This is a genomic window from Pseudomonas sp. AD21 (genome assembly GCF_002878485.1).
Lineage (GTDB): Bacteria > Pseudomonadota > Gammaproteobacteria > Pseudomonadales > Pseudomonadaceae > Aquipseudomonas.
Genome location: NZ_NQYG01000024.1, coordinates 34,790 through 59,402 on the forward strand (window position 1 = coordinate 34,790; position 24,613 = coordinate 59,402).

Below are 24,613 nucleotides of genomic sequence, written 5' to 3' on the forward strand. Positions count from 1 at the left end.
GGGGGCGGCGCGATTTACAGGGCGTCGCGTGACGGCTTGCCATCGACCAGCCGCTGGATGCGCAATGGATTGCCATTCTTCAGCGGCTCGGGAAGCATAAAATCCGGGTAGTTCTGGAAGCACACCGGACGCAGGAAGCGATCGATCGCCAGGGTCCCCACCGACGTGCCACGGGCATCGGACGTTGCCGGATACGGCCCGCCATGCACCATCGAATCACACACTTCGACTCCGGTCGGGTAACCATTGAGCAGGATCCGCCCGACCTTCTGCTCGAGTAACGGCGTCAGTTCCGGGAAGCGTTCGAAGTCGGCCTGCTCACCGATAATCGTCGCCGTCAGCTGTCCATGCAGCCCCTGTAGCGCCGAGCTGAGCTCGGCATTGTCCGCCACTTCGACGATCACCGTGGTCGGGCCAAACACTTCTTCCTGCAGCACTTCATCACCGTTGATCAACAGGCTGACATCCGCCTTGAACAGTTGCGGCAATGCCTGATTGCCTTGCTGCGTCTGGCCTGCCAGATGTTCGATGCCGGGATGCGCCAGGAGCTTGTGCAAGCCTTTGCCGTAGCTGTCGAGGGTGCCGGCGTTGAGCATGGTCTGCGCCGGTTGATCGCCGATCAGCCCGGCGACTTGCTGCACGAAGGCGCTGAATTGCGCCGAGCGGATACCGATGACCAGTCCGGGATTGGTGCAGAACTGACCGCAGCCCTGCACTACCGAGGCAGTCAGGTCACGGGCGATGGACTCCGAACGCTCGGCCAACGCCTGCGGCAAAACGATCACCGGGTTGATGCTCGACATCTCGGCGAACACCGGAATCGGTTGCGGCCGCGCTGCGGCCATGTCGCACAGCGCCCGACCGCCCTTGAGCGAACCGGTGAAGCCCACTGCCTGAATCGCCGGATGCTTGACCAGCCATTCGCCAACGCCCCCGCCATAGATCATGTTAAACACCCCGGCCGGCATGGCGGTTTTTTCCGCCGCGCGAATCAATGCATCAGCGACCAGTTCTGCTGTAGCCATATGGCCGCTGTGGGCCTTGAACACCACCGGGCACCCGGCCGCCAACGCCGAAGCCGTATCGCCGCCAGCGGTGGAAAACGCCAAAGGGAAGTTGCTCGCACCGAATACCGCAACCGGACCGAGGCCGATGCGGTATTGGCGCAGGTCCGGGCGCGGCAACGGCTGGCGATCCGGCAACGGCAGGTCGATTCGTGCGCCATAGAAATCACCGCGCCGCAGGACTTTGGCGAACAGGCGCATCTGGCCGCTGGTGCGACCGCGTTCGCCCTGAATCCGCCCCGCTGGCAGCGCGGTTTCGCGGCAGACCACGGCAACGAAATCATCGCCCAGCGCATCCAGTTCATCGGCAATCGCGTCGAGAAACTGCGCACGGCGTTCGGCGCTGAGGCTGCGATACGCCGGGTACGCGGCGGCAGCGGCCTTGGCGGCGGCGTCGACTTCTTCAGCGGTGGCCTGGATGAAATCGTGCGGCAACTGTTCGCCCGTGGTTGCGTCGACAGATTGCAGTTTGACGTTGCCAGCGGCACTGCGCTGACCGCCGATGTAGTTGTGGCCGAGGATCTGAGTCATGGGATCTCCTTAAAGGGTGCCGATGCTGTCCGGTTGAAAAACCGCTGCTGCCGGAGCAATGCCGTTGACCAGCGGTGCGCCGAATTCAGCCTGGCTGATCTCGAACACGTCGCCCGGTTGTGTGCGAATGCCATCGGCGAACGACAGGGTAGCGGTGCCGAAGAAGTGAATGTGCACGTCGCCCGGACGCAGGAACTGGCTGTACTTGAAGTGGTGATATTCAAGGTTGGCGAGGCTGTGGCACATGTTGGCTTCGCCGCTGAGAAACTCGTTCTGCCACAGCACTTCGCCGTCGCGCAGGATGCGGCTGGTGCCGGCCAGATGTTGCGGCAATTCGCCGGTACGAAGTTCCGGGCCGTAACTGCAACTGCGCAGTTTCGAGTGCGCCAGGTACAGGTAATTCTTGCGTTCCATGACGTGGTCGGAGAACTCGTTGCCCACCGCAAAGCCGAGGCGATACGGTTTGCCGTCGTGGCCGATGACGTAGAGGCCGGCCATTTCCGGCTCCTCACCGGCGTCTTCGGCGAACGGTGGCAGCGGGAAGGCTTCGCCCGGACGGACGACGATGCTGCCGTCGCCTTTGTAGAACCCCTCCGGTTGCACCCCCGCCTGCCCCGTCGCCGGTTTGCCGCCCTCCACGCCCCATTTGAAAATGCGCATGGTGTCGGTCATTTGCGCTTCGTCAGCGGCGTGCTGGTGCATTTTGTCTCGCGCCGAGGCGCTGCCCAGGTGCGTGAGGCCGGTGCCACTGACCAGCAGGTGCGCCGGGTCCGGGTGATCCAGTGGCGGCAGGATGCGCCGGCTGTTCAGCAGTTCGGCGTAGTCATGGCTGATGCCGAGGCCGAGGGTTTGCACTTGCTGCTCAAGGCTTTTGCCGGCCTCGACGGCGGCCAGCGCCAGATCGCGTGTGGCGCGTGCGTCCTGGACTTCGCGCACCAGACCGTGGTCGACCACGCCGATACGACGCTCGCCGTTAATCAATTCGAATTGAACCAGATGCATGATTTTCTCCTATTCCCTCAAAACACCGCAGTTCCCCCTGTGGGAGCGGGCTTGCTCGCGAAAGCGGTGTGTCATTCAACGATGATGGTGACTGACCCACCGCTTTCGCGAGCAAGCCCGCTCCCACATGGGTTATGTGTTGTTCGGCGTATTCAGGTGCGTGTGGCGCCGCGTGCACTGGCGGCAAATTGGTCAGCCGGCAGGACGTGTTTGCGCTCAAGCACGCGGTAAACCACGCCGGTCAAAATCAAACCGAACACCATCACCCCCGACAGGAAATACAACCCCGACGCCAGATTCCCGGTGCACTCCTTCAACGCGCCGATCACGAACGGCCCGATGTAGCCACCGAGGTTACCCACCGAGTTGATCAAGGCGATTCCCGCCGCCGCACTGGCACCAGCGAAGAACCGCCCGGGCAAGGTCCAGAACACCGCCGTGCAGGAAAACAGCGCAAACGCCACCAGGCACAGCGCTGCCAGTTGCGCCACCGGCAACGACAGCCATGCACTGAAGAACAGGCCAATCGCGCCCAGCACATACAGCACCGCCAGATGCCCGTAGCGATCATTCATACGGTCGGAACTGCGCGGCACGATCAACAAACCGACGATGCCGAAGATGTACGGCACCGACGAGACGAAACCGGTGACCAGATCACTGCCGCCGAACTGTTTGATCAGTGTCGGCAGCCATAAGCCGAGGCCATAAATGCTCAGGGTCACCGGCAGATAAAACAGCGCCAGCAGCAACACGCGTTTGTCCTTGAGCGCATGCAGCGGGTTGCCGTGACGGGTCTGGCCGTACTCCTGAAGATCCTTTTTCAGCTCGCCGGTCAGCCAGTCTTTCTCGCTCTGCTCCATCCATTGCACTTGCTGCGGGCCGTCCGGCAGCCAGCGCAACACTGGCCAGGTCAGGAGGATTGCCGGGGTGCCAATGACGATGAACAGCCACTGCCAGCCGTGCAGGCCGAGGATCCCGTCCATGCCCAGCAAGCCGCCGGACACGGGGCCGGTGATCATCATCGCGATCGGTTGGGAGAGGATGAACAGCCCGAGGATCTTGCCGCGATGGCGCACCGGGAACCATTGAGTGATGTAGTACAGAACGCCGGGAAAGAACCCCGCCTCTGCCGCGCCGAGCAGAAAGCGCATCACGTAGAAACTGTGCGGGCCCTGGACGAACGCCATGCCGATGGTGATTGCGCCCCAGGTGATCATGATCCGCGCGAACCAGCGCCGCGCACCGAAGCGTTCGAGCATCAGGTTGCTGGGGATTTCCAGCAGGAAGTAGCCAATGAAAAACAGCCCGGCGCCGAGGCCATAAGCCGCATCACCAATGCCAATGTCAGCGCCCATGTGCAGCTTGGCGAAGCCGACGGCGGAGCGATCCACATAGGCGATCAGGTACAGCAGGATCAGGAAGGGAATCAGTTTCAGCGTGATGCGGCGGATAAGCCGCAATTCCTGGCTCATGGGGTCGGTCTCCGATTGTTGTTTTTATAGAACCTCGGGGGACGCCTCTCGCGGAAAACCGCCAGGGCCAATCCCTCCGTCGAAAATGACTATATAGTAATACTAATTACCCAACAACACTTCCAAACCGCCGATTTTGAGCTTATGTTTAGCCGTGAATCGCAAACAATAGTCTTACAATAAGAGAATCGATCATGTCTGAGAAGAAACCCACCCTGCGCTCGGCCCAATGGTTTGGCACTGCCGACAAGAACGGCTTCATGTACCGCAGCTGGATGAAGAATCAGGGCATCGCCGACCACCAGTTCCATGGCAAGCCGATCATCGGCATCTGCAACACCTGGTCGGAACTGACCCCGTGCAACGCGCACTTCCGCCAGATCGCGGAGCACGTCAAACGCGGGGTGATCGAGGCCGGTGGCTTTCCAGTGGAATTCCCGGTGTTCTCCAATGGCGAGTCAAACCTGCGCCCCACCGCCATGCTCACCCGCAACCTGGCGAGCATGGACGTCGAAGAGGCGATTCGCGGCAACCCGATTGACGGCGTGGTGCTGCTGACCGGCTGCGACAAAACCACTCCGGCGCTGCTGATGGGCGCAGCCAGTTGCGATGTGCCGGCGATCGTCGTCACCGGAGGGCCGATGCTCAACGGCAAGCACAAGGGCAAGGACATCGGTTCCGGCACCGTGGTCTGGCAGCTCAGCGAACAGGTCAAGGCCGGCACCATTACCATTGACGATTTCCTTGCGGCCGAGGGCGGCATGTCGCGTTCGGCGGGCACCTGCAACACCATGGGCACCGCGTCGACCATGGCTTGCATGGCCGAAGCACTGGGCACGTCCTTGCCGCACAACGCGGCGATTCCGGCGGTGGATGCGCGGCGTTATGTGCTGGCACACATGTCCGGGATGCGTGCGGTGGAGATGGTTCGCGAAGACCTTCGTCTGTCGAAGATTCTGACCAAGGAAGCGTTTGAAAACGCCATTCGGGTCAACGCGGCTATTGGCGGTTCGACCAATGCGGTGATCCACCTGAAAGCCATCGCCGGACGCATCGGCGTCGAGCTGAATCTGGACGACTGGACGCGTATCGGTCGCGGCATGCCGACCATCGTCGACCTGCAGCCATCCGGGCGTTTCCTGATGGAAGAGTTCTATTACGCCGGTGGTTTGCCGGCGGTGCTGCGCCGTCTCGGCGAGGCCAATCTGATCCCCAATCCGAATGCGCTGACCGTCAACGGCAAAACCCTGGGCGAGAACACCAAGGACGCGCCGATCTATGGCGAAGACGAAGTGATCCGCACCCTCGACAACCCGATCCGCGCCGACGGCGGTATCTGCGTGTTGCGCGGCAATCTGGCGCCGCTGGGTGCCGTGCTCAAGCCCTCCGCCGCCACACCTGAACTGATGCAGCATCGTGGGCGTGCGGTGGTGTTCGAGAACTTCGACATGTACAAGGCGCGGATCAACGATCCTGAGCTGGACGTCGATAAGGATTCGATTCTGGTGATGAAGAACTGCGGACCGAAGGGTTATCCGGGCATGGCCGAGGTGGGCAACATGGGGCTGCCGGCCAAGCTGCTGGCGCAAGGTGTGACCGACATGGTGCGCATCTCCGATGCGCGAATGAGCGGCACCGCGTACGGCACGGTGGTTTTGCACGTCGCCCCGGAAGCGGCGGCCGGCGGGCCTTTGGCGGTGGTGCAGGAAGGCGACTGGATCGAACTCGACTGCGCCAGCGGACGGCTGCATCTGGATATTCCGGAGGCCGAACTGTTGGCGCGCATGGCCGATTTGCAGCCACCGCAACAGTTGCTGGTCGGTGGGTATCGGCAGTTGTACATCGACCATGTGCTGCAGGCGGATCAGGGCTGTGACTTCGACTTCCTCGTTGGTTGCCGAGGGGCTGAAGTACCGCGCCACTCTCACTAACCTTCTCCACCGATCGTTCCCATGCTCTGCGTGGGAACGATCATTACCCGCCTCAAGATTGTCTGGTGCCTGCTATGATGCGCGGCATCTCCATCGCTCAGGATCGCGCCGTTCCCCATGGATTACCGCAAACCTTCCGACCGCAAAAGCATGCACTCGCGCATTGTCCAGGAACTGGGCATGCAGATCGTCTCCGGACGCTTTTTGCCGGACGACAAGCTGCCCGCCGAAGCCTTGCTCTGCGAGGAGTACGCGGTGAGCCGGCCGGTGTTGCGCGAAGCCACGCGGGTGCTGGTGGCCAAGGGGCTGGTGTATTCCAGACCACGGGTCGGCACGGTGGTCAAGGCGCGTCGGGAATGGCACATGCTCGACCCGGACGTGTTGCACTGGCTGATGCAAAGCAGCCCGCAGAATGAATTCTTCAATGTGCTGACCAGCGTGCGCAGCATCATCGAACCGGCCGCCGCCGCCCTCGCCGCCCAGCATGCGACCGACGCCGACATCGCGGCCATCGGCGAAGCCTATCAGCGCATGGAAGCGGCACCGACCCCGGAAGCCTTGCTGCAACCGGATCTGGACTTCCACAGCCGCATCGCCGACGCGACCCACAACGATTTGCTGGCGAACCTGTGCAACATGCTCTCGGTGGCAATTGCCGAGGCGCTGAAGCATTCGAACCAGCGACCGAATCTGCATGAGCTGGCGCTGCCACGACACAAGGCGATTCTCACTGCGATCGAGAACCGTGATGCCCTTGGCGCCCGCCACGCGACGCTGGTGCAGCTGGATGATGCGCGCAGTGCGCTGAGCGCCGTGCTTGGCACCGAGCTCTCCTGACCTGCACAAATCCCCTGTAGGAGTGAGCCTGCTCGCGATAGCGGTATATCAGCTAAAGAATCGCTGCCTGATACACCGCTATCGCGAGCAGGCTCACTCCTACAATGGATGTGTGAAATTCGCGGGATAAAAAAAGCCGCAACCCGAGGGTTGCGGCTTTGTCGTTTCAGGCCTGCCGATCAGTGGGCAAACAACGAATTGCCCTTCTGCCCCGCCAGTTTCTCCGGTTTGATCAGGAACTTGGCCAGCGCTGGCAACAGCCACAGCGCACCGAACATGTTCCACAGCAGCATGAAGGTCAGCATCAGGCCCATGTCGGCCTGGAACTTGATCGCCGAGAAGATCCAGGTGCACACGCCGATGGCCAGGCACAGACCGGTGAACAGCACCGCTTTACCGGTGGATTTCAGGGTCTGGTAATAGGCTTCCTGCAACGGCAGCCCGGCCCGCAGGAAACTTTCCAGACGGCTGTAGATGTAGATGCCGTAATCGACGCCGATCCCCACGCCCAGCGCCACCACCGGCAGGGTCGCGACTTTCACGCCGATGCCCATGAACGCCATCAGCGCGTTGCCCAGCACCGAGGTCAGCACCAGCGGCAGGACGATGCACAGGGTCGCCGCCCACGAGCGGAAGGTGATCATGCACATCACCGCCACGCAGATGTACACCAGGATCAGGATGGTCAGCTCGGCCTGTTTGATCACCTCGTTGGTGGCCGCCTCGATCCCGGCGTTACCGGCCGCGAGGATGAATTCCAGACCGTCCTTGTTGTTGGCCTTGGCGAATTCCTGCACCGCGTGCACTGCCCGGTCGAGGGTTTCGGCCTTGTGGTCGTTGAGGAAGATCAGCACCGGCGCCAGCGAACAGCTGTTGTTGTACAGGCCGTCGGCGCGGGCAATCGAGTTGTTCAGCACGTCCGGGTTGCGCGACAGGGTTTCCCATTTCAGGTTGCCCTCGTTCATGCCCTTGATCATCTGCTTGGACACGGTCACCAGCGAGATCGCCGATTGCACGCCTTCAGTGTTCTGCATCTTCCACATCAGCTCATCGATCGGCGCCATCGCCTCGTAGCGCGAGCAGCCTTCGGTGGCGGTCTTGACCATCACCACCAGCACGTCGGAACTGGTGGAATAGTTGTTGATGATGAAGTTGTTGTCCTTGTTGTAGCGCGAGTCCGGACGCAGCTCCGGCGCGCCCTGGTCGAGGTCGCCGATTTTCAGGTTCTGGCTGTACCAGAGGCCGCCGCCGAAGGCGATCAGCGCCAGAGCGATGGAGATCGGTGCGACTTTCGGGCTGGCGAAGTTCGACAGCATGCGCCAGAACGGATGTTCGCGATTCGCGTCCTTCTTGCTCCTGGCAATCGCGCGCTTGCTGATGCCGACATAGGAAATCGCCACCGGCAGCAGGATCAGGTTGGTGAACACGATCACCGCCACACCGATGGAAGCGCCGATCGCCAGTTCGCGGATCACCCCGATGTCGATGATCAGCAGGGTGATGAAGCCCACGGCGTCGGCAAGGATCGCGATCATCCCCGGCAGGAACAGTTGCCGGAAGGTGCGCCGCGCGGCGGTCAGGGCGTTGTCCGCCTCACTCGATTGCAGGGCGATACCGTTGATCTTCTGCACGCCGTGGGAAATGCCGATGGCGAAGATCAGGAACGGCACCAGCATCGAATACGGATCCAGCCCGAAGCCGAAGAAGTGCATCAGCCCGAGTTGCCAGACCACCGCCACCAGCGTGGTGCTCAACACCGCGATGGTGCTGCGCAGGCAGTTGGTGAACCACAGCAGCAGGATCAGGGTGATGACGAAAGCGATACCGAAGAACATCACCACCATCACCAGGCCGTCGATCAGGTCGCCGACCTTCTTGGCAAAACCGACGATGTGGATCTTGACGTTGGGGTTCTGCGCTTCGAACTTGTTGCGGATCTTGTCTTCCAGTTCGTGGGAGAACTGGCGGTAGTCCAGCGCCAGCAGCTTGCCCTGGTCCTGCGGGTCCGGGTAGGACTCCAGCAGCGGGATGTCGACGATGCTCGACTTGAAGTCGTTGGACACCAGCCGCCCGACCTGCCCCGACTTGAGGACGTTGTTGCGCAGCATGTCGAGGCTGTCCGGCGAGCCGTCATAGCTCTGCGGGATCACTTCACCGCCGGCAAAGCCCTCTTCGGTCACTTCGGTCCAGCGCACGCTCGGACTCCACAGCGACTTGAGGCCGGAGCGGTCGACGCCGGAGATGTAGAACACCTCGTCGTTGATCTGACGCAGGGTCTCCATGTACTCCTTGGAGAAGATGTCGCCATCTTTGGCTTCCACCGAAATCCGCACGGTGTTGCCCAGGTTCGCCAGATCATTGCGGTGCTCCATCATCTTCTCGATGAACGGATGCTTGAGCGGGATCATTTTTTCGAAACTGGTGGACGGCCGGATCAGCGTGGCCTGCCAGAACAGGAAGATGCTGACCACCAGGCAGATCAGGATCACTGCCGGGCGATTGTTGAAAATCAGACGTTCGAGAAACGTCGCCTTGTCCTGATGATGAGTGCTCAAGGAAGTCATAGCCCCGCCTTCTTATTATTGATCTCGGCGCCGTTTGGCTGCGTGGTGTGAACGCCACCCTGCCCGGTCAGAATCAGATTGCCGTCGCCGGCGGCCGTCACCGAAGACAGCGAAATGCGGTCCGGGCGGTTGAAGACACTGAAGGTTTCACCGTTGTCGCTGCTGCTGATCACCGAGCCGCCGTTGCCGACGATCACGATCGAGCCGTCCGCGAGCAGTGTCGCGCCGGACAGGCCGAATTCCAGTGAGCCACGTGCGGCTTTCAGTTCGACTTGCTGCCAGGTGCTGCCGAAGTCGCTGGAGCGATAGAGGTTGCCGCGCAGGCCGTAGGCCAACAGGGTTTGTGCCTGGGCGGTGCCAATCACGCCGAACAGCGAGCCTTGATACGGGCCCTGGAGTTTTTCCCAGGTCTGGCCCCAGTCGGGGGAGCGGAACATGCTGCCCTGCTCGCCAACGATGAACAAGCCAGCGTCCTTGACCGCCGCGATGGCGTTGAGGTGAAACTGGTCCTGGTTGTCGAGGCGGTCGCTGACGTCCTGCCAGTTTTTGCCGCCATCGGTGGTTTCCAGCAAGGCGCCGTAAGCGCCGACGGCGACGCCGTGGTTGACGTTCTGGAACCAGACGTCGAGCAGCGGCGCTTCGCGCTTGAGGTCTTCGAACTGTTTATTCCAGGTCAGGCCGCCGTCTTCGCTGGCAAGCACCTGTGCGTCGTGGCCCACGGCCCAGCCGTGCTTGTCATCGACGAAGTACACCGCCGTCAGCAGTTGCCGGGTCGGCACCTTGGCCTGGGCCCAGGTCTTGCCCTGGTCATCGGAATAGAGAATGTGCCCGCGATCGCCGACCGCCACCAACCGGGTGCCGGCGTGGGCGACATCGAGCATCAGGCTTTTGGCGGCTTTGGCCGATTCGGTGGAATACACCCCGTCGGCCGGCGCTTCGGCGGCCAGTGCGGGTGCCGACAAGGCAGCACAGCCCAGCAGAGTGAGTGCTGTGGCCAGCAACGCGGTGTTGCGTAACGCCGGCGGGCGGCAACGACTCATAGACCTTCCCCTATTTATTATTGTTAGACCGTTCGGCCTTAGGGCGCCGCAAGGGTGCTCGTGGTGACTGATGGGTCACAAGCATAGCCGTGAAACCCGCAGCCCAGAGCGCCTTGGGAAGCTGGCTCATCCTATCGGGCTTTGGAAACGTCTGACAATCGGCGCCACGTTATCTTTTGTTAACCGCGAGACTGAGGTTTTGAGTGAACTCCACTGTGGGAGCGGGCTTGCTCGCGAAAGCGTCGTGTCAGCCACCATAAATGTCGACTGATCCACCGCTTTCGGGAGCAAGCCCCCTCCCACACGGGGTTGTTGGTGTACTCGAGATTGCGGTCGACGGTGAATACATCACCATTCGCCGGATGGATGCGGCAAATCTTGCGTGGGGGACTTGCACGATAGGTATTATGGTATACCATCAGACGCACAGACACTCTCAATCCCCCAACGGAGCAGCTCATGAGTTTCGAAATTCGCAAGATCGTCAGCTATGTCGAAGAAACCTTCATCGAAGGCGGCAAGGCCACTGACAAGCCGGTGACCATGGTCGGCCTGGCCGTGGTGATGAAGAACCCTTGGGTGGGCAACGGCTTTGTCGAGGACCTGAAACCGCAGATCCGCGCCAACTGCTCCGACCTCGGCGCACTAATGGTCGAGCGTCTGGTGGGCATCATCGGCGGCGCCGAAAAGATCGAGGCCTACGGCAAGGCAGCAGTCGTCGGTGCCGACGGCGAGATCGAACACGCCTCGGCGGTGATCCACACCCTGCGCTTCGGCAATCACTACCGCGAAGCGGTCAAGGCCAAGAGCTACCTGAGCTTCACCAACAAGCGCGGCGGCCCGGGCACCTCGATCCAGATCCCGATGATGCACAAGGACGACGAAGGCCAGCGCTCGCACTACATCACCCTGGAAATGCAGATCGAAGACGCCCCGCGTGCCGACGAAATCGTCGTGGTGCTCGGTTGCGCCGACGGTGGTCGCCTGCACCCGCGCATCGGTAACCGCTACATCGATCTGGAAGAACTGGCCGCCGAAAAAGCCCAGTAATCACAATAAAAAGGCATTGCAGGAGCGCTCCATGATTCGGCTCACCGCTGAACTCACCCCGGCTGGCACCAGTTACCTGGCGACCGGCCAAGGCCAGCCCGTGGTCTTGATCCACGGCGTGGGCCTGAACAAAGAAATGTGGGGTGGCCAGATTGTTGGCCTCGCCAGCCAATATCGGGTGATCGCCTACGACATGCTCGGCCACGGCGCCAGCCCGCGACCGGCCAGCGGCACCGACCTGCTCGGCTACGCCGATCAGTTGCTGGAGCTGCTCGACCACCTGAATCTGCCTCAGGCAGCGGTGATCGGCTTCTCCATGGGCGGGCTGGTGGCGCGGGCGTTTGCCCTGCATTACCCCGAGCGCCTGCAAAGCCTGGTGGTCCTGAACAGCGTGTTCAACCGCAGCGAAGAACAGCGCGCCGGCGTCATCGCCCGCACGGCACAAGCCGCCGAACACGGTCCGGATGCCAACGCCGAAGCGGCGCTGTCACGCTGGTTCAGCCGCGAATATCAGGCGGCTAACCCGGCGCAGATCGCGGCCATTCGCCAGACCCTGGCCGGCAACGATCCGCAGGGTTACCTGACCACTTACGAGCTGTTCGCGACTCAAGACATGTACCGCGCCGACGACCTCGGCAGCATTCAGGCACCGACGCTGATCGCCACCGGCGAACTCGACCCCGGTTCCACCCCGGAAATGGCCGAGCAACTGGCCCGGCGCATTCCCGGTGCGAACGTTGCGGTGCTGCCCGAGCAACGGCATATGATGCCGGTAGAGTCGCCGCGCCTGGTCAACCAGACGCTGCTGGAATTTCTCGAATTCGCACACTCCCGACAAAACCAAATAAAGGGGATCGTTGCATGACACTCGCACGCTTCCAGATGTGCATCGGCGGAGAATGGGTCGACGCCCTCTCCGGCAAGACCTTCGAAAGCCTCAACCCGGCTTCCGCGCAAGCCTGGGCCGAGCTGCCTGACGCTGACGAAGCTGACGTCGAACGTGCCGTGCAAGCGGCACAGACAGCTTTCGACAGCCCGGCCTGGCGCGGCCTCACCGCTACCGCGCGCGGCAAACTGCTGCGCCGTCTCGGCGACTTGATCGCTGAAAATAAAGAACAACTGGCGCAGCTGGAAAGCCGCGACAACGGCAAGCTGATCCGCGAAACCCGTGGCCAAGTCAGCTATCTGCCGGAGTTCTTCCATTACACCGCCGGCCTTGCCGACAAGCTCGAAGGCGGCACGCTGCCGCTGGATAAGCCCGACCTGTTCGCCTACACCGTGCACGAAGCGATGGGTGTGGTCGCCGCGATCATTCCGTGGAACAGTCCGCTGTACCTGACCGCGATCAAACTGGCGCCGGCCCTTGCCGCCGGCAACACCATCGTGATCAAGCCGTCCGAGCACGCCTCGGCTACCATCCTTGAGCTGGCACGTCTGGCCCTCGAAGCCGGGATTCCGCCGGGTGTGGTCAACGTTGTCACCGGTTACGGGCCGAGCACCGGCGCCGCCCTCACCCGCCATCCGCTGATCCGCAAGATCGCCTTTACCGGCGGCGCGGCCACGGCCCGGCATGTGGTGCGCAGCAGCGCCGAGAACTTCGCCAAGCTGTCGCTGGAACTCGGCGGCAAATCGCCGAACATCATCTTCGCCGACGCCGATCTGGACAGCGCGATCAACGGCGCCATCGCCGGGATCTACGCCGCCTCGGGCCAGAGCTGCGTGTCCGGCTCACGTTTGCTGGTGCAGGACGAAATCTACGACGAGTTCGTCAGCCGCCTGGTCGAACGCGCCCAGCGCATCCGCATCGGCAACCCGCAGGAAGACCACAGCGAAATGGGCCCGATGGCCACTGCGCAACAACTGGCGGTGGTCGAAGGGCTGGTGGCCGATGCCATCGCTGAAGGTGCGCGGTTACGCACGGGCGGCAAGCGACCCACCGATCTCGGTGACGGCTGGTTCTACGAGCCGACGCTGTTCGAGTGCGACCGCAATTCGATGAAGATCATGCAGGAAGAAGTCTTTGGCCCGGTGGCTTCGGTGATTCGCTTCAAAGATGAAGCCCAAGCGCTGGCGATCGCCAACGACTCGCAGTTCGGCCTCGCCGCCGGCATCTGGACCCGCGACCTGGGCCGCGCCCATCGCCTCGCCCGCGACGTGCGCTCGGGGATCATCTGGGTCAACACCTACCGCGCGGTGTCAGCGATGGCGCCGATCGGCGGTTTCAAGAACAGTGGCTATGGACGCGAAAGCGGCATCGATTCGGTGCTGGCCTACACCGAACTGAAAACGGTGTGGATCAACCTTTCCCAGGCGCCAATGCCTGATCCGTTTGTGATGCGCTAGGAGTCCTGCGAAATGATCGAACCCGGCATTTACAAAGACGTCATGAGTTCATTCCCGTCCGGAGTCACGGTGGTCACCACCCTCGACCCGGATGGCGGCATCGTCGGCATCACCGCCAGCGCCTTCAGTGCGCTGTCGATTGACCCGGCGCTGGTGCTGTTCTGCCCCAACTACGCCTCCGACACCTACCCGGTGCTGCGCGACAGCAAGAAGTTCGCGATCCACTTGCTGTCCGCCGACCAGACCGCCGAGGCCTACGCCTTCGCCGGTAAAGGCAAAGACAAGGCCAGGCACATCGAGTGGCATCTGAGCGAACTCGGCAACCCGATCCTCGCCAAGGCCACGGCGATCATCGAGTGCGAGTTGTGGCGGGAATACGATGGTGGTGATCACGCGATTATCGTTGGCGCGGTGAAGAACCTGATCCTGCCCGAGCAACCGGTGACGCCGATGATTTATCACAAGGGCAAGCTCGGGCCGTTGCCGACCCTGGCCTGACAGATCCACACACATCCCACTGTGGAACTGCCCATTGTGGTGAGGGGATTTATCCCCGACCGGCTGCGAAGCAGCCGTAAAACCATCGCACGCGGTATGTCTGGCAAATCGCGGTTGCAGGTGTTGGGGCTGCTTCGCACCCGGTCGGGGATAAATCCCCTCACCACAGGTTTCATTCCAACAGGTGGGTATGCGTTGTGAGGAGGAATGATGAGTAACGAAAAGTATGAAAAAGGCCTGAAGATCCGCACTCAGGTGCTGGGTGAAGCTTACGTGCAGCGCTCGATGGAAAACGCCGACGATTTCACCCGCCCGCTGCAGGAAATGGTCACCGAATACTGCTGGGGCCATGTCTGGGGGCGTGAGGGTTTGTCGCTCAAGGAGCGCAGCATGATCAACCTGGCGATGATCTCGGCGCTCAACCGTCCGCATGAACTCAAGCTGCATGTGCGCGGCGCCTTGCGTAACGGCCTGAGTCGTGAGCAAATACGCGAAATTCTGCTTCAGGTCGGCATTTATTGCGGGGTTCCGGCAGCCGTGGACAGTTTCCGGCTCGCCCGTGAAGCCTTCGCCGAAGCCGACGCCGAGGCCTCCAGTTAACCCCTCGGCTGTTTAGATGCCCGTCTGGCATGGACAGCCAACATCAAGAGCGGACCCCATGAAACGCCAGCCACTCGACGACAGCTTCAAGGTCAATCGCAACCCCGTTACCCTGCGCGAAATCGTGCTGGACAAACTGCGTAGCGCGATCATGAATTTCCAGCTCATGCCAGGGGATCGTCTGGTAGAGCGCGATCTGTGCGATCGCCTTGGCGTCAGCCGCACTTCCGTTCGCGAAGCCTTGCGTCACCTCGAATCCGAAGGTCTGGTGGAGTTTGCCGACGCCAAAGGGCCACGGGTGGCGATCATCACCCTCGCCGATGCGGTCGACATCTATGAGCTGCGTTGCGTACTCGAAGGCCTGATCGTCCAGCTGTTCACCCTGCGCGCCAAAGCCAAGGACATCAAAGCCCTGGAAAAAGCCCTGGACGAGAACCGCAAGGCGCTCAAGGACGGCGAACTGCAACAGGTGATCGACTCGGTGCAGGGCTTCTATGACGTGCTGCTCGAAGGCTCGGGCAACCATGTCGCAGCCACGCAGCTGCGCCAGCTGCAGGCGCGCATCAGCTACCTGCGTGCGACCTCGGTGTCTCAGGAAAACCGGCGCGGCGCGAGTAACCAGGAAATGGAAAAAATGGTCGAGGCGATCAAGAGCGGCGACCCGCTGGCGGCGCATCAGGCCTGTGTCGATCACGTCCGTGCCGCAGCGACCGTGGCCCTCGATTACCTCAAGCGCAAGCAGGAAGAGACCGGCGCCACGCCGAACATCACCCTGCCCATCGCGCTGAAAGAACCGCGCATAGGTCACTGACATGTTCAGCCCCAGCTTTTGCCCGAAATGCGGTGGCCCTGACCTCGGTCAGCAGATACCGCCGGGCGATACGCACGAGCGCCTGATGTGCCGCGGCTGCGGCTACATCCACTACGTCAATCCGAAGATCATCGCCGGCTGCATCATCGAGCAGGACGGCAAATACCTCTTGTGCCAACGAGCGATCCCGCCGCGCCCGGGCACCTGGACGCTGCCGGCCGGCTTCATGGAAAGCGGCGAAACCACTGAACAGGCGGCGCTGCGCGAAGTCTGGGAAGAAAGCGGTGTGCGCGCGGAAGTCGTCTCGCCGTACTCGATTTTCAGCGTGCCGAAGATCAGCGAGGTGTACATCATCTTCCGCGCCATCGCGCTGGAGATCACCGGGCAATATGGCCCCGAAACCCTGGACTACAAGTTCTTCGCCCCTGAAGACATCCCGTGGGAGCAGATTTACTACCCGGCGATCCGGCAGATTCTCGAGCGTTATATCGAGGAACGCCAGGCTGGGGTGTATGGGATCTACATGGGCAATGATGACAGCGGCAAGATTCATTTCATCCGCTGAGCATCACCTCTACCCCTGTGGGAGCGGGCTTGCTCGCGAAGGCGTCGTGTCAGTCGCTAGAAATGTTGAATGATTGACCGCATTCGCGAGCAAGCCCGCTCCCACAAGGGATTTGTAGTGTGGCTTAAAGCGGGGCGATGCCTTCGACGATGACGATCTCCGCCCTCGCCCACTCCTCGCGGTAGCTTTTCGCCTCCTGATACGCCGCCGAGCGATAGCACGCCAGCGCTTGCTCGTAGCTATCGAATTCAATCACCACGCTGCGCTGTGGCGTCGCCCGACCTTCCATTGCTTCGCTGCCCCCGCCTCTAGCCAGAAACCTCGCACCGAACTCGGCGAACGCTTTCGGGGCGCGTTGGGTGTATTGGCTGTAGTGATCGGGATCGGTGATGTCCACGTGAGCAATCCAGTACGCCTTCATAGTGACCTCTTGGTTAATTTTGTATTATGGTATACCACAAATTTCATCCACATCGAGAGTCCAGCATGGCCTTCAACAGCATCGAAGAAATCATCGAAGATTATCGCCTCGGCAAAATGGTGCTGCTGGTCGATGACGAAGATCGGGAAAACGAAGGCGACCTGCTGCTGGCTGCCGACTGCTGCACACCCGAGGCGATCAGCTTCATGGCCCGCGAAGCGCGCGGGCTGATTTGCCTGACGCTGACCGACGAACACTGCCAGCGCCTGGGCCTGGAGCAGATGGTGCCGAGCAATGGCAGCGTGTTCAGCACCGCGTTCACCGTGTCGATTGAAGCGGCGACTGGCGTCACCACCGGTATTTCTGCGGCTGACCGCGCGCGTACGGTCGCTGCCGCTGTGGCAAAAGACGCCCGGGCGGAAGACCTGGTGCAGCCCGGGCACATCTTCCCGCTGCGCGCCAAGGAAGGCGGCGTGCTGACCCGCGCCGGCCACACCGAAGCCGGTTGCGATCTGGCGCGCCTCGCCGGTTTCACCCCGGCCTCGGTGATCGTCGAGGTGATGAACGACGACGGCACCATGGCCCGGCGCCCGGACCTGGAAGTGTTCGCGCGCAGGCACGGGATCAAGATCGGCACCATCGCCGACCTGATCCACTATCGCCTGAGCACCGAGCACACCATCGAACGCATCGGCGAACGTGAGCTGCCGACGGTGCACGGCACTTTCCGCCTGATCACCTTTGAAGACCGCATCGAGGGTGGCGTGCACATGGCGATGGTCATGGGCGATCTGCGCCGCGAAGAGCCTACGCTGGTGCGCGTGCATGTGATCGATCCGCTGCGTGATCTGGTCGGAGCCGAATACAGCGGGCCGAGCAACTGGACGCTGTGGGCGGCGCTGCAACGGGTCGCGGCGGAAGGTCATGGCGTCGTGGTGGTGTTAGCCAATCACGAGTCATCGCAGGCGTTGCTCGAGCGCGTGCCGCAACTGACCCAGCCGCCACGGCAGTTCAGCCGCTCGCAATCGCGGATCTATTCGGAGGTCGGGACCGGGGCGCAGATTCTGCAGAACCTGGGGGTGGGCAAGCTGCGCCACCTTGGGCCGCCATTGAAATACGCGGGATTGACCGGGTATGACCTGGAAGTGGTCGAGAGTATTCCGTTCAGCGAATAACCGAAGCCAAACACAATTCCAACTGTGGGAGGGGGCTTGCTCCCGAAGGCTCCGTATCAGTCGACATCAATGTTGAATGATCGAGCGCATTCGGGAGCAAGCCCCCTCCCACAGGGTTTTGCATTTCAGATCGGCATCTCACAACCCCAAAAAAAACAGATTCGCCAGATAACCGGTAAGGCAAAGTGCTTGCACAAAGTTTGGAATACCATAATATGATATTCCATAGACCGGGCGACCTGAAAAACCGTCCAGCTACTGCTCCCGACAGGCGGGCAACAACGCAAGCCCGCTCAAAAACACAACAATGAGGGCGTAAAAATGGTGTTGAACAAAGCTGCAACCGCGATCTTTTTTGCGGGACTGCTGAGCGTGACCGGCCAGGCCGCGATGGCCGCCGAGAGTGTGAACTTTGTCAGCTGGGGCGGTAGCACCCAGGATGCGCAGAAACAGGCCTGGGCCGATCCGTTCAGCAAGGCCAGCGGCATCACCGTGGTGCAGGACGGCCCGACCGACTACGGCAAACTCAAGGCCATGGTCGAGAGCGGCAACGTGCAGTGGGACGTAGTCGATGTCGAAGCTGACTTCGCCCTGCGCGCCGCCGCCGAAGGCCTGCTCGAACCCCTCGATTTCAAAGTCATCCAGCGCGACAAGATCGACCCGCGTTTCGTCAGCGACTACGGCGTCGGCTCGTTCTTTTTCTCCTTCGTCCTCGGCTACAACGAAGGCAAGCTCGGCGCGGCCAAGCCGCAAGACTGGACCGCGCTGTTCGACACCAAGACCTACCCCGGCAAACGTGCTCTCTATAAATGGCCAAGCCCCGGCGTGCTCGAACTGGCGCTGCTGGCCGACGGCGTGCCGGCCGACAAGCTCTACCCGCTGGACCTGGATCGCGCCTTCAAGAAGCTCGACACCATCAAGAAAGACATCGTCTGGTGGGGCGGCGGCGCGCAGTCGCAGCAACTGCTGGCCTCCGGTGAAGCGAGCATGGGCCAGTTCTGGAACGGCCGCATTCACGCCCTGCAGGAAGACGGCGCACCAGTGGGCGTGAGCTGGAAGCAGAACCTGGTCATGGCCGACATTCTGGTGATTCCAAAAGGCTCGAAAAACAAGGACGCGGCGATGAAGTTCCTGGCCAACGCCAGCAGTGCCAAAGGCCAGGCCGACTTCTCCAACCTGACTGCCTACGCCCCGGTCAACGTCGACAGCGTGGCGCGCCTGGACTCGGTGCTGGCCCCGAACCTGCCGACTGCCTACGCCAAGGATCAGATCACTCTTGATTTCGCGTACTGGGCCAAGAACGGTCAAGCCATCGCGACACGGTGGAACGAATGGCTGGTCAAATAAAAATGGCGGCCACTGCGTCCCGTCCCTCCTCTGTCTCCGGGAGCGCTACCAGCGCTGCCGGTTCAGCCCACGCAAAACAGGCGGTTGCGATGCAACAAGCCCCGTCCCTCAGACAACGCTGGCGCGGCGCCGGCAACCTCGCACCGGCGTTGCTGTTCCTCGGCCTGTTCTTTCTCGCGCCGTTGATTGGCCTGCTGTTGCGTGGCGTGCTGGAACCGACGCCTGGCCTTGGCAACTATCAACAACTGTTCGCCAACTCGGCGTACGCACGGGTGCTGCTCAACACCTTTTCGGTGGCCGGGCTGGTGACGATCTTCAGCCTGTTGCTGGGCTTTCCGCTGGCTTGGGCGATCACGCTGGTGCCGCGCGGCTGGGGACGCTGGATCCTCAACATCGTGCTGTTGTCGATGTGGACCAGCCTGCTCGCCCGCACCTATTCGTGGCTGGTGCTGCTGCAAGCCTCCGGTGTGATCAACAAGGCTCTGATGGCAATGGGCATCATCGATCAGCCGCTGGAAATGGTGCACAACCTCACCGGCGTAGTGATCGGCATGAGCTACATCATGATCCCGTTCATTGTGCTGCCGTTGCAGGCGACCATGCAGGCCATCGATCCGATGATCCTGCAGGCCGGCTCGATCTGCGGCGCGAGTCCGTGGACCAACTTCTTCCGGGTGTTCCTGCCGCTGTGCCGGCCGGGTCTGGCCTCCGGTGGTTTGATGGTGTTCGTGATGTCGCTCGGTTACTACGTCACCCCGGCGCTGCTCGGCGGGGCGCAGAACATGATGCTGCCGGAGTTCATCATTCAGCAGGTGCAATCGTTCCTCAACTGGGGTCTGGCCAGTGCCGGCGCCGCGTTGCTGATCGCGATCACTTTGGTGCTGTTCTACTTCTACCTGAAGCTTCAGCCGGAATCCCCGGTTGGCGCCAGCAACGCGAGGTAAGCCGAGATGCTCCTGACTCCCAATGCCATGAGCCGCCGGATGCGCTTCGGCCTCTACGCCACCACCGGACTGATCGGCCTTTTCCTGCTGCTGCCGATCGTGTTCATCGTCCTGCTGTCGTTCGGTTCGTCGCAATGGCTGGTGTTCCCGCCGCCGGGCTGGACATTGAAATGGTACGGCCAGTTCTTCTCCAACGCCGACTGGATGAACGCCGCAGCGGCCAGCCTCAAGGTCGCCGTGCTGACCACGATCTGCGCCGTAGCCCTCGGTTTGCCAACCGCGTTTGCCCTGGTGCGCGGGCGTTTTCCCGGTCGGGAAATGCTCTATGGCCTGTTCACCCTGCCGATGATCGTGCCGCTGGTGATCATCGCCGTGGCGGTGTATGCGCTGTTCCTCAAGCTCGGTTACACCGGGACCATGTTTGCGTTCGTCGTCAGCCATGTGATCGTCGCGTTGCCGTTCACCATCATCTCGATCATCAACTCGCTGAAGCTGTTCGATCAGTCGATTGAAGATGCAGCGGTGATCTGCGGCGCCTCGCGCCTGCAAGCGGTGTTCAAGGTGCCCTCCCCGCCGATCCGTCCGGGCATGGTCGCCGGCGCCCTCTTCGCCTTCCTCGTTTCGTGGGACGAAGTGGTGCTCAGCGTGATGATGGCCAGCCCGACCTTGCAAACCCTTCCCGTGAAAATGTGGACCACCCTGCGCCAGGACCTGACACCGGTGATCGCCGTCGCTTCGACGCTGCTGATCGGCCTGTCGGTGTTGGTCATGGTGATCGCCGCCGCATTGCGCCGGCGCAACGAAATCAGCGCTTGAGCGCCAGGAGTACGACATGAGTGCCGTGATCAAAGACGCATCCCAGCAGAACGACAAGCCCCTGGTCAGCCTGCGCAACCTGAACAAGCACTACGGCGACTTTGCCGCCGTCGACAATATTTCGCTGGACATCAAGGACGGCGAGTTCCTGACATTCCTCGGCTCCAGCGGCTCGGGCAAGAGCACCACGCTGTCGATGCTCGCCGGGTTCGAAACGCCAAGCAGCGGCGAGATCCTGGTCAACGGTCAGTCGCTGGTCAATGTGCCACCGCACAAGCGCGACATCGGCATGGTGTTCCAGCGTTACTCGCTGTTTCCGCATCTGTCGGTGCGCGACAACATCGCGTTTCCGCTGGCGATCCGCAAACTCGCCGCCGCCGAACGTGACAAGCGTGTCGACGCCATGTTGAAACTGGTGCAGCTCGAACAGTTCGCCCATCGCCGCCCTTCACAACTGTCGGGTGGCCAGCAGCAACGGGTCGCCATCGCCCGGGCGCTGGTCTATGAGCCACGCATTCTGTTGATGGACGAACCGCTCGGCGCACTGGACAAGAAACTGCGTGAGGATTTGCAGGATGAACTGCGCCAGCTGCATCGGCGCCTGGGCATCACCATCGTCTACGTGACCCACGACCAGGAAGAAGCCATGCGTCTGTCGCAACGCATCGCGATTTTCAGTCACGGCAAGATTGTCGGCCTGGGCAGCGGTTATGACTTGTACCAGAATCCGCCGAATGCGTTTGTCGCGTCGTTCCTCGGCAACTCGAACTTCCTCAAGCTCAAGGCCCAGGGCAACGCGGTTGCAAGTTTTGAAGGGCAGTCGTTGTCGATTCGACTGACCGCTGGCTTGCACACGGATCAGGATGTGCTGCTGATGGTGCGCCCGGAAAAAGCCCTGGCGCTGAGCGTGCCGCAAGCGAGCGATGAGCCGTTGGCGGCGGGCTGGAACGAGGTTTCAGCACAGGTCGTGGAAGTGCTATTCCTCGGCGAGAGCCAGACCTGCAGCGTGGTCACCTCCGGCGGCACTTCGATGACGGTCAAAGCGTTGTCGGCGGCGGGCATGCCGCTCAAGGCCGGGGATTCGGTGCGGGTGCGCTGGGCCACGGCGGATGCCTGCGTCTACACCGAGTGGACCGACAGCGACCTAAACAAAGCGGCCGGCGCCCACTGATATTTCAGGCCCCCCCCTTGTAGGAGTGAGCCTGCTCGCGATAGCGGTTCAACATTCAACATAGTTGTTGTCTGGCACACAGCTATCGCGAGCAGGCTCACTCCTACATTGGATCGCGTATCACCCTCGGGTCACCCCGGTGTCGGGCTGCGGTGACCCTTTTTCAGGTGATCGGCGCAAACCCTTCAATCTGATCCGGCCACGCCGTCAGGACTTCAAAACCTGTCTCCGTCACCGCCACCATATGTTCCCACTGCGCCGACAACGAGCCGTCTTTGGTCAGCACGGTCCAGCCGTCCGGCATGTTCTTCACATGACGCTTGCCGGCATTGAGCATCGGCTCGACAGTGAAGATCATCCCCGCCTTGAGCTTCATGCCCTGATCCGGAAAACCGTAATGCAGGATCTGCGGTTCATCGTGGTAGACCTTGCCGATGCCGTGCCCGCAGTATTCGCGCACCACGCTGAAACCTTCCTTCTCCGCCAGGCTCTGGATCGCATGGCCGATATCGCCCAATGTGGCGCCCGGCTTTACCACCCGAATACCGGCGCACATGGCGTCGTAAGTGGTCTTGATCAGGTGCTGCGCCTCAGGCGTCGCCTCGCCGACCACGTACATGCGGCTGGTGTCGCCGAACCAGCCGTCCTTGATCACCGCGATGTCGAGGTTGACGATGTCGCCGTCCTGCAACGGTGTACCCGAGGGAATGCCGTGGCACACCACGTCGTTGACCGACGCGCAGACGGTTTTCGGGAAGCCGTGATAACCGACGTTGGCCGCAATGGCTTTCTGCACATTGACGATGTAATCGTTGCACAGGCGATCCAGCTCATCGGTGGTCACGCCGGCCTTGACGTGAGGCACCAGCATCGCCAGCACTTCAGCGGCGAGTTTGCCGGCCGCACGCGATTGCGCGATTTCAGCAGGGGTGTTGATCTTGATCTGGTTTCTCATGCGCTGACGGCTTCCTGAGTCAGTTGGTGCAGACCCAGCCCGCCGTTCTGTTCGGCGCGGATCAGCAAGCGGCAAATGGCGCTGTGGTCGAGGTTGGGGTGCAGCTCGGCGAGCATGCCGATACGCATCCAGTGCTCGGCCTGCGCGTTGATCGAGCGGCTGAGGGCGTTGCTGGAGATGCGCAGGTTCTCGTGCATGTCTTCTGAAATCTTTACGATGCCCATATCCGAATCCGATACGAAGTGTATATGGATCGTATATTAGCCAGACGACGCCCACGATTGCAAACCTTGCGTAGGGATTGCCAAATCGCGGGCAAAAAAAAGCTGCCCAAAGAGGCAGCAAAAACTTTAAGAACACGCGATGTATTGGGCTCAGCATAGTCGCCGGATAATGACAGTGTCATGACAGCCGCACATTCATTGAACCGCCCCTGCCCCGTCATCAGGATGTCATCAAGTCAGCGGCAGAATCCTCGCAAACCGTCTTGAGCCTTCGACGGATGCTGTGCAGGGATTCCCATGAAAGAAGACGCCTCGCTGTTTGCCGCCATCGACCTGGGTTCGAATGCGTTTCGGATGATGATCGGTCAGTCGGTGCGCAGTCGTAAGGGTTTCATGATTCAGGAAGTCAAAACCCTGCGTGAACCGGTGCGGCTGGCCGAAGGCTTCGACGGCGGTGCACTGGACGAAATGGCGCTGGATCGGGGCTGGCAGGCGCTGGCGCGGTTCGGCAAGAAACTGCGCGGGTTCGAGGCCGGCAAGGTGCGGGCAGTGGCGACCAGCGCGGTGCGCGAGGCCGACAATGCGCAGTTGTTTCTGCACAGTGCCGAACGTCATCTGGGCTTTCGCATCGACGTCATCTCCGGCCATGAAGAGGCGCGACTGGTCTATGCCGGCGTCGCCCATACCCTGCCGGGCGCTGAAGACATGCGCCTGGTGGTCGACATCGGCGGTGGTTCCACCGAGCTGATTCTCGGCCAGGGTTCGCAGCCGCTGCTCACTGAAAGCATCGCCATCGGCAGCGGCACTCTGGGTGCACGCTATTTCCCTGACGGACGCATTGCGCCCGGTGCACTGCAGGAAGCCGAGCGTGTGGCGATCCTGCAATTCGAGAAAGTCGCCCGCCGCTATCGCGCTCAGGGCTGGCAACAGACCATTGGCTCGTCGGGCACGGCGCGGATGCTGGCGAAAGTGCTTAAAGCCAATCGCTTGAACGATTTCGGTCAGGACGGCATTACCTATGGCGGGTTGTTGCGTTTGTCGCTGTTGCTGCTGAAAGTGAAGAACGTTCAGCAATTGAAACTGGCAGGTTTGCAGCCGCATCGCCAGAGCATTTTGCCCGGTGGGCTGGTGCTGATGCTGGCGGCGTTCAAGGTGTTCGGGATTTCGCAGATGGTGCCGTCGGAACCGGGGCTGCGCCTCGGTGTGTTGCACGGCTTGATGAGCCGTCACTGACAGATCACTGAACCCA

The 24,613-nt window shown here is 61.5% G+C and carries 23 protein-coding genes; 15 read left to right on the forward strand and 8 right to left on the reverse strand.

Features of this window, described 5'->3' with window-relative positions; genetic code table 11:
• Nucleotides 1-14: 14 nt before the first annotated feature.
• The 3 genes from PseAD21_RS16085 to PseAD21_RS16095 all read right to left on the reverse strand — a co-directional run bounded on the left by PseAD21_RS16085 (nucleotide 15) and on the right by PseAD21_RS16095 (nucleotide 4,072).
• Entirely contained in the window at nucleotides 15-1,595 is a 1,581-nt protein-coding gene (locus PseAD21_RS16085) for an aldehyde dehydrogenase (NADP(+)) (RefSeq protein ID WP_102356532.1), read from the reverse strand.
• Nucleotides 1,596-1,604: 9 nt separating this feature from the next.
• Nucleotides 1,605-2,597, reverse strand: coding sequence for an AraD1 family protein (gene araD1, locus PseAD21_RS16090; RefSeq protein ID WP_102356533.1), 993 nt, complete (start codon nucleotides 2,595-2,597; stop codon nucleotides 1,605-1,607).
• Between the two features lie 152 nt (nucleotides 2,598-2,749).
• Nucleotides 2,750-4,072 carry an MFS transporter gene (locus tag PseAD21_RS16095; protein ID WP_102356534.1) on the reverse strand — a complete coding sequence of 441 codons (1,323 nt, stop codon included), beginning with the start codon at nucleotides 4,070-4,072 and terminating at the stop codon, nucleotides 2,750-2,752.
• Nucleotides 4,073-4,266: 194 nt separating this feature from the next.
• Here PseAD21_RS16095 and PseAD21_RS16100 point away from each other — a divergent pair, with 194 nt between their 5' ends.
• Together PseAD21_RS16100 and PseAD21_RS16105 are read left to right on the forward strand one after the other, a co-directional pair.
• On the forward strand, nucleotides 4,267-6,003 hold the full coding sequence (locus PseAD21_RS16100; RefSeq protein ID WP_102356535.1) for an IlvD/Edd family dehydratase: 1,737 nt from the start codon (nucleotides 4,267-4,269) through the stop codon (nucleotides 6,001-6,003).
• A gap of 117 nt (nucleotides 6,004-6,120) precedes the next feature.
• Entirely contained in the window at nucleotides 6,121-6,840 is a 720-nt protein-coding gene (locus PseAD21_RS16105) for a FadR/GntR family transcriptional regulator (protein WP_102356536.1), read from the forward strand.
• A gap of 179 nt (nucleotides 6,841-7,019) precedes the next feature.
• Here PseAD21_RS16105 and PseAD21_RS16115 read toward each other — a convergent pair whose 3' ends face one another.
• A complete protein-coding gene (locus PseAD21_RS16115; RefSeq protein WP_102356537.1) occupies nucleotides 7,020-9,404 on the reverse strand; it encodes an RND family transporter in 2,385 nt (794 codons plus the stop codon).
• On the reverse strand, nucleotides 9,401-10,444 hold the full coding sequence (locus PseAD21_RS16120; RefSeq protein WP_102356538.1) for a YCF48-related protein: 1,044 nt from the start codon (nucleotides 10,442-10,444) through the stop codon (nucleotides 9,401-9,403). Before PseAD21_RS16120 ends, PseAD21_RS16115 begins: the two co-directional genes overlap by 4 nt.
• A gap of 459 nt (nucleotides 10,445-10,903) precedes the next feature.
• Between PseAD21_RS16120 and PseAD21_RS16125 the strand changes: the two genes are divergently transcribed.
• From PseAD21_RS16125 to PseAD21_RS16155, 7 genes are all read left to right on the forward strand, one after another.
• Nucleotides 10,904-11,494 (forward strand): amino acid synthesis family protein, encoded by a 591-nt coding sequence (locus PseAD21_RS16125; RefSeq protein ID WP_098964278.1) that lies wholly within the window; start codon nucleotides 10,904-10,906, stop codon nucleotides 11,492-11,494.
• Between the two features lie 31 nt (nucleotides 11,495-11,525).
• Nucleotides 11,526-12,359, forward strand: coding sequence for an alpha/beta fold hydrolase (locus tag PseAD21_RS16130; RefSeq protein WP_102356539.1), 834 nt, complete (start codon nucleotides 11,526-11,528; stop codon nucleotides 12,357-12,359).
• Nucleotides 12,356-13,837 (forward strand): aldehyde dehydrogenase, encoded by a 1,482-nt coding sequence (locus tag PseAD21_RS16135; protein WP_102356540.1) that lies wholly within the window; start codon nucleotides 12,356-12,358, stop codon nucleotides 13,835-13,837. The genes PseAD21_RS16130 and PseAD21_RS16135 overlap by 4 nt, the downstream gene beginning before the upstream one ends.
• A gap of 12 nt (nucleotides 13,838-13,849) precedes the next feature.
• On the forward strand, nucleotides 13,850-14,335 hold the full coding sequence (locus PseAD21_RS16140) for a flavin reductase family protein (protein WP_102356541.1): 486 nt from the start codon (nucleotides 13,850-13,852) through the stop codon (nucleotides 14,333-14,335).
• Between the two features lie 210 nt (nucleotides 14,336-14,545).
• Nucleotides 14,546-14,935: a carboxymuconolactone decarboxylase family protein gene (locus PseAD21_RS16145; protein ID WP_102356542.1), complete on the forward strand. Its 390-nt coding sequence runs from the start codon at nucleotides 14,546-14,548 to the stop codon at nucleotides 14,933-14,935.
• A gap of 58 nt (nucleotides 14,936-14,993) precedes the next feature.
• Complete coding sequence (locus PseAD21_RS16150; RefSeq protein WP_102356543.1) at nucleotides 14,994-15,746, forward strand: GntR family transcriptional regulator; 753 nt, start codon at nucleotides 14,994-14,996, stop codon at nucleotides 15,744-15,746.
• 1 nt (nucleotide 15,747) lies between these two features.
• Nucleotides 15,748-16,311, forward strand: coding sequence for an NUDIX hydrolase (locus PseAD21_RS16155; protein ID WP_102356544.1), 564 nt, complete (start codon nucleotides 15,748-15,750; stop codon nucleotides 16,309-16,311).
• Nucleotides 16,312-16,435: 124 nt separating this feature from the next.
• Here the strand turns inward: PseAD21_RS16155 and PseAD21_RS16165 are convergent, their stop codons facing one another.
• On the reverse strand, nucleotides 16,436-16,732 hold the full coding sequence (locus PseAD21_RS16165; RefSeq protein WP_102356545.1) for a DUF1330 domain-containing protein: 297 nt from the start codon (nucleotides 16,730-16,732) through the stop codon (nucleotides 16,436-16,438).
• A gap of 65 nt (nucleotides 16,733-16,797) precedes the next feature.
• On the opposite strand from PseAD21_RS16165, the gene ribBA reads away from it, so the two are divergent.
• The 5 genes from ribBA to PseAD21_RS16190 all read left to right on the forward strand — a co-directional run bounded on the left by ribBA (nucleotide 16,798) and on the right by PseAD21_RS16190 (nucleotide 22,185).
• The gene (ribBA, locus tag PseAD21_RS16170; RefSeq protein WP_102356546.1) at nucleotides 16,798-17,907 is read left to right on the forward strand and encodes a bifunctional 3,4-dihydroxy-2-butanone-4-phosphate synthase/GTP cyclohydrolase II; all 1,110 of its coding nucleotides are present in this window, start codon (nucleotides 16,798-16,800) and stop codon (nucleotides 17,905-17,907) included.
• Nucleotides 17,908-18,228: 321 nt separating this feature from the next.
• The gene (locus PseAD21_RS16175) at nucleotides 18,229-19,254 is read left to right on the forward strand and encodes an ABC transporter substrate-binding protein (RefSeq protein WP_102356547.1); all 1,026 of its coding nucleotides are present in this window, start codon (nucleotides 18,229-18,231) and stop codon (nucleotides 19,252-19,254) included.
• A complete protein-coding gene (locus PseAD21_RS16180) occupies nucleotides 19,239-20,198 on the forward strand; it encodes an ABC transporter permease (RefSeq protein ID WP_102356548.1) in 960 nt (319 codons plus the stop codon). The genes PseAD21_RS16175 and PseAD21_RS16180 overlap by 16 nt, the downstream gene beginning before the upstream one ends.
• Before the next feature lie 6 nt (nucleotides 20,199-20,204).
• On the forward strand, nucleotides 20,205-21,014 hold the full coding sequence (locus tag PseAD21_RS16185; protein ID WP_102356549.1) for an ABC transporter permease: 810 nt from the start codon (nucleotides 20,205-20,207) through the stop codon (nucleotides 21,012-21,014).
• Nucleotides 21,015-21,030: 16 nt separating this feature from the next.
• On the forward strand, nucleotides 21,031-22,185 hold the full coding sequence (locus tag PseAD21_RS16190) for an ABC transporter ATP-binding protein (protein WP_102356550.1): 1,155 nt from the start codon (nucleotides 21,031-21,033) through the stop codon (nucleotides 22,183-22,185).
• A gap of 163 nt (nucleotides 22,186-22,348) precedes the next feature.
• Here the strand turns inward: PseAD21_RS16190 and map are convergent, their stop codons facing one another.
• Together map and PseAD21_RS16200 are read right to left on the reverse strand one after the other, a co-directional pair.
• Nucleotides 22,349-23,140, reverse strand: a complete 792-nt coding sequence (map, locus tag PseAD21_RS16195) for a type I methionyl aminopeptidase (RefSeq protein ID WP_102356551.1) — start codon at nucleotides 23,138-23,140, stop codon at nucleotides 22,349-22,351.
• Complete coding sequence (locus PseAD21_RS16200; protein ID WP_102356552.1) at nucleotides 23,137-23,364, reverse strand: ParD-like family protein; 228 nt, start codon at nucleotides 23,362-23,364, stop codon at nucleotides 23,137-23,139. Before PseAD21_RS16200 ends, map begins: the two co-directional genes overlap by 4 nt.
• A 297-nt stretch (nucleotides 23,365-23,661) precedes the next feature.
• Between PseAD21_RS16200 and PseAD21_RS16205 the strand changes: the two genes are divergently transcribed.
• Complete coding sequence (locus tag PseAD21_RS16205) at nucleotides 23,662-24,597, forward strand: Ppx/GppA family phosphatase (protein WP_003225729.1); 936 nt, start codon at nucleotides 23,662-23,664, stop codon at nucleotides 24,595-24,597.
• Nucleotides 24,598-24,613: the final 16 nt, after the last annotated feature.

What these genes read in the sequence shown, in the direction of transcription:
- PseAD21_RS16185 (WP_102356549.1), top strand. Translation starts at nt 20,205, where the DNA reads ATGCTCCTGACTCCCAATGCCATGAGCCGCCGGATGCGCTTCGGCCTC.
- PseAD21_RS16120 (WP_102356538.1), bottom strand. Translation starts at nt 10,444, where the DNA reads ATGAGTCGTTGCCGCCCGCCGGCGTTACGCAACACCGCGTTGCTGGCC.
- PseAD21_RS16125 (WP_098964278.1), top strand. Translation starts at nt 10,904, where the DNA reads ATGAGTTTCGAAATTCGCAAGATCGTCAGCTATGTCGAAGAAACCTTC.
- PseAD21_RS16140 (WP_102356541.1), top strand. Translation starts at nt 13,850, where the DNA reads ATGATCGAACCCGGCATTTACAAAGACGTCATGAGTTCATTCCCGTCC.
- PseAD21_RS16095 (WP_102356534.1), bottom strand. Translation starts at nt 4,072, where the DNA reads ATGAGCCAGGAATTGCGGCTTATCCGCCGCATCACGCTGAAACTGATT.
- PseAD21_RS16130 (WP_102356539.1), top strand. Translation starts at nt 11,526, where the DNA reads ATGATTCGGCTCACCGCTGAACTCACCCCGGCTGGCACCAGTTACCTG.
- PseAD21_RS16165 (WP_102356545.1), bottom strand. Translation starts at nt 16,732, where the DNA reads ATGAAGGCGTACTGGATTGCTCACGTGGACATCACCGATCCCGATCAC.
- map (WP_102356551.1), bottom strand. Translation starts at nt 23,140, where the DNA reads ATGAGAAACCAGATCAAGATCAACACCCCTGCTGAAATCGCGCAATCG.
- PseAD21_RS16135 (WP_102356540.1), top strand. Translation starts at nt 12,356, where the DNA reads ATGACACTCGCACGCTTCCAGATGTGCATCGGCGGAGAATGGGTCGAC.
- PseAD21_RS16155 (WP_102356544.1), top strand. Translation starts at nt 15,748, where the DNA reads ATGTTCAGCCCCAGCTTTTGCCCGAAATGCGGTGGCCCTGACCTCGGT.
- PseAD21_RS16115 (WP_102356537.1), bottom strand. Translation starts at nt 9,404, where the DNA reads ATGACTTCCTTGAGCACTCATCATCAGGACAAGGCGACGTTTCTCGAA.
- ribBA (WP_102356546.1), top strand. Translation starts at nt 16,798, where the DNA reads ATGGCCTTCAACAGCATCGAAGAAATCATCGAAGATTATCGCCTCGGC.
- PseAD21_RS16175 (WP_102356547.1), top strand. Translation starts at nt 18,229, where the DNA reads ATGGTGTTGAACAAAGCTGCAACCGCGATCTTTTTTGCGGGACTGCTG.
- PseAD21_RS16180 (WP_102356548.1), top strand. Translation starts at nt 19,239, where the DNA reads ATGGCTGGTCAAATAAAAATGGCGGCCACTGCGTCCCGTCCCTCCTCT.
- PseAD21_RS16085 (WP_102356532.1), bottom strand. Translation starts at nt 1,595, where the DNA reads ATGACTCAGATCCTCGGCCACAACTACATCGGCGGTCAGCGCAGTGCC.
- PseAD21_RS16100 (WP_102356535.1), top strand. Translation starts at nt 4,267, where the DNA reads ATGTCTGAGAAGAAACCCACCCTGCGCTCGGCCCAATGGTTTGGCACT.
- PseAD21_RS16200 (WP_102356552.1), bottom strand. Translation starts at nt 23,364, where the DNA reads ATGGGCATCGTAAAGATTTCAGAAGACATGCACGAGAACCTGCGCATC.
- PseAD21_RS16205 (WP_003225729.1), top strand. Translation starts at nt 23,662, where the DNA reads ATGAAAGAAGACGCCTCGCTGTTTGCCGCCATCGACCTGGGTTCGAAT.
- araD1 (WP_102356533.1), bottom strand. Translation starts at nt 2,597, where the DNA reads ATGCATCTGGTTCAATTCGAATTGATTAACGGCGAGCGTCGTATCGGC.
- PseAD21_RS16150 (WP_102356543.1), top strand. Translation starts at nt 14,994, where the DNA reads ATGAAACGCCAGCCACTCGACGACAGCTTCAAGGTCAATCGCAACCCC.
- PseAD21_RS16190 (WP_102356550.1), top strand. Translation starts at nt 21,031, where the DNA reads ATGAGTGCCGTGATCAAAGACGCATCCCAGCAGAACGACAAGCCCCTG.
- PseAD21_RS16105 (WP_102356536.1), top strand. Translation starts at nt 6,121, where the DNA reads ATGGATTACCGCAAACCTTCCGACCGCAAAAGCATGCACTCGCGCATT.
- PseAD21_RS16145 (WP_102356542.1), top strand. Translation starts at nt 14,546, where the DNA reads ATGAGTAACGAAAAGTATGAAAAAGGCCTGAAGATCCGCACTCAGGTG.